Here is a 270-nt window from a genome sequence, read left to right on the forward strand (position 1 = left end):
GTCTCGTTCGCCGAAACCTTGTCGTCGCCCGGCCGGCCGACGCCCGCACGCGAGTCGAGCAGCCGCGACGGGTCCACCGTCGAGAAGGTCGACCCCGCCGCACTGTCCGAGTAGTACCCGAAGACGTCCGCGATCAGGTGCGTCGGCCCCCAACCCGCGTTGAGCAGGTTGACCTTGCCGTCCGCCCCGACCGGGACCACGACCAGGTTCGGCGTCGTCTGACCGGCCACCCAGTTCAGGTTGGACGACGTCGGCTGAGCGCTCCCCGAC

General features: G+C 70.4%; 1 protein-coding gene. It reads right to left on the reverse strand.

Annotated elements, in window-relative coordinates:
- On the reverse strand, nucleotides 1-230 hold a 230-nt coding region (locus IF30_RS42975; protein ID WP_199808008.1), incomplete at its 3' end, for a hypothetical protein.
- Between the last annotated feature and the right edge of the window lie 40 nt (nucleotides 231-270).

The sequence above is a fragment of the Streptomyces sp. NRRL S-350 genome, assembly GCF_000719705.1.
In the GTDB taxonomy this organism is placed as follows: domain Bacteria; phylum Actinomycetota; class Actinomycetes; order Streptomycetales; family Streptomycetaceae; genus Kitasatospora.